Raw genomic sequence first — 4,860 nt, 5'->3', positions numbered from 1 at the left:
CGACCGACGCGGCCGCTGCGCGGATAGTGCGGCTCGATCAAGCCGCACAGCGCCGACCACGGCACCACGCGCTCCATCTCGCCCAGGAACTTCTCGCGCCTCGTCTGGCGCTTCTTGCCCGCGTACTCCAGGCTCGCAAAGCTCGTCTGTTTCATGCAACCATCCTCGCTGTCCACGCCTCGTTCGGCCATCGAGATCTGCCCGAATAAATCAGCGGTTCCCTAGGGAATACGACGCCGATGAACGTTGGCATGGCACAGGCGACATGGAGAAGGTTAATGTCTGAACAGATCTACAACATCTTTCTCAATTTCGATGACAAGGAAGTCTGCTCGAGCATTGGCTACAAAACGCATGACTTCACCGGTAGCGTCGCGTACATTGAATTTGGAGATCAACCGGGAACCTCGATATTCGTCAAATGGTTGGACGCGTATGCAGATCTCTCGCCACTGGGCATCACCAGACCAGAGCTGTGGGAGCTGCGGAACGGGCTCTTGCACATGACCAATCTGAATTCCAAGAAGGTTTTAGCGAACAGGGAACGACGCATCTCTTTCCGCGTTGGAGGCGATAGCAGCTATGCAACTGCCGAAGCCGGTGTTTACTACTTCGAATTCAAACAGCTATTGGATGCGTTTGCTCAGGCTCTGGGGCGTTGGATTTCTTCCTACAACGATGACAGAAGCAAGTTCCCGAAGTTCGTTGAGCGCTACGACCAAACCATTTCTGATAGCCGGCTTGCGGTAGCGCGACCCGGTAGCTTCGGAGAATCGGCGGGCCCCCCAGCGATTTGAAGGTCACTGCTCGCTCTTGCCGGAGGGCACATCGATCTCCCGAAATGCTTCGAGTCTTGAGTTTTCACACAGCCTCGACCCATTGCGGTCCTTCGCGTCGTCCGTCCCACAGCCAGAAATGTGTCCTTCAATGTTTTGAGCTGGCGGTGCACGCACGGCGACGTGCCGTGTTAGCAATGGAATTGGGAGCATGTGCCCGCCAGTTCGTCGGCGAAGACTTGTGCTTCAACTTGCTCTGCGTTGAGCGTGGCTCCACTCTTCCGACATATGCAGCGAATACGCACAACACGACGTACGCGAACCTCCGAAATGCCACCAAGTGGACATTCCCCCTCACGGCACCGTGCAATACCCCACTCACGTGTGCCTATTGGCAACTGCGCGGACCGGCGTTCACGCATAAGTTCGGTGCCTACCGTTCGAAATATGTGGCGCCGTCAGCCCCCCGCTTGGCGACATGGCTAGACATCGCCCCATCGCCCGTTGTAATCATAATAGGGAAACAGGGAGATGTCTTTCTCCTGTGGAAGAAGCATGAAATAGATGCTCAGCACTGTTCCAACGACTCCGGCAAAGAAATCCGGAAACCTCACATTTGTAGCCCCCTCGTGCATGATCTCGTTTCGGATTGCTTTGACATCTACTAAACGCTGCACGGCGTATCTCGGAGCTAAACCCTTCTTTGCTTTTTCAAGCGCCGCTGGGTCCTTCAGATTCGCATCTCCATAAACGCCGTGATGCCAAGCCTGTCGAGGCTGGAGAGCGCCCGGGTTGACTAGGCCTACGAGTTCATCTCCATAGCCTTCCAGCAATGTGAACGTGTATGCAGCGGCCGCTGCAGCATAAGGAAAGGACTGCAGTTCAGTCGGCACTTCCCCGGGGTGCAAGTCCTCCTCACTGAAGAGAAAACCACCATCGCTCCCATCGACGATATTTAAATTCCCGCGAGTCGCTTGGACCCCGACACCTTTTATTGGGTATTCGTTATGCAGGCGCTCTTCCAGAGCTCTCCAATTTTTTACTGCATCGTCGTGTATGAACTCAATGCCGCTGAAGGACACATGAAAGGTTAGGAGCGTTTCGAGTATGGACTCGGTTCGCTTCCGCACTTCGAGACGCTGCAATCGAGTGAGTCGTGGCATTCGTGTGAGACCTAACGTGTCATAGGGAGACGGGCGCGTCCGCTCATCACGGAGTTCTGTCTTCCTAAAGCGGCGCCCTCTGCTTGCCTAGATGGAGCGCCAGATTTTGGTTCGCGTTGCATTTATGTATTGCGCAGTGCTATCAAATCAGTCAAAAGTGGTTCAAAACGTTCCTGGATGAATCATTCCGTCGAGCGGGTCTTGCCAGAAAGCCGACGCCAGCGAGAGGCTTTTGGCCGACTGCGCCCTTTCGACCGTTGCCCCGCAAGCGGTCGCACAGCAGAGCCGACCCAGCACGCGACCGGCTGCTTGCAGGTGATGCCGCGAACATACACTGTCGCCCAGAAGCAGACGCTCGACCGTTTGCCACAAGGCACTTAGCGGCGGCCATTTTCGTGCGGTGTCGCTGACAAAGAGGTGGCCGCTCCAATTGTCACATCGCGGACTCTCGGCGTTTTGCTGGTAGTCGGATTCGAGTGGACACGTCGAGCGACACAGAAGATCCTTCGCTCAAAGGTGCGCGACAGCCACGCGCCCCATGCGATTCAGGGAGACGAGCAAGACACCTCTCTGATTTCGACGTCCCGCACGTCGATCTTGGTGCCGACAACAAACGGGAAGGTCGTAGCCGTCACTTCCGTCGAACGCTGGCCCTGCGGGATGCGGTAGCTCACGAGCGTTGTCTTCCCGCTGTTTCCTCCCTGGTAGTTGAATTGAATGCGGTAGTGCACATAGCCCGTGCAGCTGTACTTGTTGCATTCGTCCGACGAGACCCTGAACTTGAACTTGAACTCGTCATTGGACTTGTCGACGGGCCAGGAGTGCACGAATTCGGCATCGGTCGTGCACTTGCCGTCACTGCGCCCTTTTCGCGAGGACGCGCTCGACTTGGAGGCACGAGGCGCTTCTTCCTCGTCGTCGTCCTCCGGTTCGGCCGCCTTCTTGCGCCGGGATGCCGATTTGGCCGGTCGATCGTCATCGTCCGAGAACGAATCAGYGCCTGGCCACCGGCCGTTGTTTGAGGCGCACATCTGTGCCTTCATCCCGCACGTGTTGATGCACGGAACGGCGCTCGGGCCCTTGCCGCAAGCCTTGTTGCACAGCAGTTGCCCGGTGATGCACGTCGTCATCATTGCTGTCGCCGACTGCGCCCGCGCTGGCAGCGCCAGGCATGACAGCACCATCGAAGTGATCAGAAGAATCGTTTTCATCTACCCTCCGGTGTTGTGGATTGGAAGCGCAACTGCTTTCGCTTCAGTTGTTCTCGATCCTTGGCGTGACGCGCCGCCTGCGATTTGGAGCCGGTCTCGACTCCGTCACTTCATCCATCTCTTCGCTCGCGCGGTCCATCTGGTCCATTGTGTCGCGCAGGATGAGGTTAAGGCGGGCCATCATGGCCTGCTGAATGATCGAGATGCCCGGATCGCTGCTGTACTTGGTGGGCACCATGCTGGGCAGCTTCTGAATGCTGGCGATCATTTCTCGGTTGCACGCGTTCAGCGCGGCGGTGCTCTTTTCCTCGCATGCCTTCTGCATCGCCAGGTAGCTCGAGACCATCGTGTCCGCTGCCATGCCAGCTTTCAAGCCACCTTTCACCACGGGTGACGCGTAGCCGAACGTCTTGTCGACGATGTCGTTGATCTGCTGTTTGACAAGCGTTCTCACGGCCGAGATGGGTCCTGACTTGAGGGCCGACACGAACTCATCCATGTCGGTGCCGTAGCCGCTCTTGCCCCAACTTTCTGATCGCTGGCGCTCATTGATGGCCGCATTGCATTCCGAGTAACCCTTGGACCGAGCTTTGGTCAGCTCGTCGCGTGCGTCATGCAGCTTCTGGCAGGCCGCCTTTGAGCACGTGCCGCCGCTGCTCTCGTTCGTGTTGCCTTTGTCGGCCAGACAGGCCTCGTGCTCTTCGTGCACGGCCTTGATCATCTCCCCGATCTCCTCGTTGAACTGGGAGCATTCCTCACGGCTCGACGGGTACTGGGGCGCCTCCACTTTGCTATCGATCGCGCGCCCTTTAATAACCACGCGGGTCGCATGCGCCGGGATGGTGTTGGTCAGTCCGAACACGGCGAGACAAACGCCCACGCAAACACAAGTAGACGCGCGCCGCGACGAAAGATTTTCGGCCGTTCCCATAACCCCCCCACTGGTGACGTTTCAACGCCTGTCGCGCTCCTCCGGGCCAATGGCCGGTGCGATATGTTTCGGCCGGCGCTAGCAATTCTGATCGCAATGCAAATGTCTGCATCCCTAACTTTCAGGATGAAAGGGGATCGCGATAGCCCGAACTTCTGCCCGCACCGGCTGACATCGCCCAAGACATCTCCCTGCACATGCTCGTCTCGCCGTTGTAAGGCGGCTCGATCAATAAATTGCCTAGTCCGCCTTACCACTTGATCAACGAGATTGAGCTGACAGTGAGAGCGCCGCATGCTTCTGCCGGAGCTCAACTAAAGGAAGAAGGCTAGTTGCCGACCGTGCCGTCCAGGGATGGCTGATAGGGGCAGGCACTTTGCTCTCCGCTGTCCTCATATGGCGGATCGTCGAATGGTGCGAGCGTGTTCTGAATGCACCGCTTCGTCTCGACGAACGGCTCCGAGGCGGCATCGTAGAAGTGACGGATGAGGTCCGTGCGCTGCTTAAGGAAGAAGTAGACGTCCATGACATCAAGACCCTTTGAAGGCCTTTCGTTGCCGCTGCTAGCTCCAGCCTCGAAACAGGGCCGAGCGCGCGGTTGTGCGCTCATCGGTTGGCCACCTATCGAGCCTGTCAGTAATTTTGTGTGCGAGGCATAGCATGACGACCAGGAGCATGTATGCCAAGCAAGACGAAGACGAAGAACGAGGCGATCGCTGCGAGGACGGCGGCGCTGCCGAAGATCCCGAAGGAACTGCTGGATCAATTCACTCAAGGGC

General features: G+C 57.4%; 5 protein-coding genes and 1 pseudogene. 1 reads left to right on the top strand and 5 read right to left on the bottom strand.

The features are described from left to right. A pseudogene (locus tag AC1DXV_RS32875) lies at window positions 1–155 on the bottom strand (IS5/IS1182 family transposase); the annotation flags it as partial. Between the two features lie 123 nt (window positions 156–278). On the opposite strand from AC1DXV_RS32875, the gene AC1DXV_RS32870 reads away from it, so the two are divergent. Then, a complete protein-coding gene (locus tag AC1DXV_RS32870) occupies window positions 279–797 on the top strand; it encodes a hypothetical protein (RefSeq protein ID WP_477872860.1) in 519 nt (172 codons plus the stop codon). Window positions 798–1,258: 461 nt separating this feature from the next. Here AC1DXV_RS32870 and AC1DXV_RS32865 read toward each other — a convergent pair whose 3' ends face one another. The 4 genes from AC1DXV_RS32865 to AC1DXV_RS32850 form a co-directional block, all read right to left on the bottom strand. Beyond that, window positions 1,259–1,921, bottom strand: a complete 663-nt coding sequence (locus AC1DXV_RS32865) for a hypothetical protein (RefSeq protein ID WP_477937700.1) — start codon at window positions 1,919–1,921, stop codon at window positions 1,259–1,261. Window positions 1,922–2,484: 563 nt separating this feature from the next. Next, a complete protein-coding gene (locus AC1DXV_RS32860; protein ID WP_477937698.1) occupies window positions 2,485–3,150 on the bottom strand; it encodes a hypothetical protein in 666 nt (221 codons plus the stop codon). A 43-nt stretch (window positions 3,151–3,193) separates the two neighbouring features. Then, window positions 3,194–4,012 carry a hypothetical protein gene (locus tag AC1DXV_RS32855; RefSeq protein ID WP_477937696.1) on the bottom strand — a complete coding sequence of 273 codons (819 nt, stop codon included), beginning with the start codon at window positions 4,010–4,012 and terminating at the stop codon, window positions 3,194–3,196. A 397-nt stretch (window positions 4,013–4,409) separates the two neighbouring features. Then, window positions 4,410–4,691 (bottom strand): hypothetical protein, encoded by a 282-nt coding sequence (locus AC1DXV_RS32850; protein ID WP_477937694.1) that lies wholly within the window; start codon window positions 4,689–4,691, stop codon window positions 4,410–4,412. Between the last annotated feature and the right edge of the window lie 169 nt (window positions 4,692–4,860).

This window comes from Rhizobacter sp. P3_C12 (genome assembly GCF_056402735.1).
Note: the sequence above shows the minus strand (reverse complement) of the source record. Positions and strands in the feature narration are given on the sequence as shown.

Bases quoted from the DNA above. Each gene is read 5' to 3' on its own strand.
- AC1DXV_RS32850 (WP_477937694.1), bottom strand. From the start codon at position 4,691: ATGAGCGCACAACCGCGCGCTCGGCCCTGTTTCGAGGCTGGAGCTAGC.
- AC1DXV_RS32870 (WP_477872860.1), top strand. From the start codon at position 279: ATGTCTGAACAGATCTACAACATCTTTCTCAATTTCGATGACAAGGAA.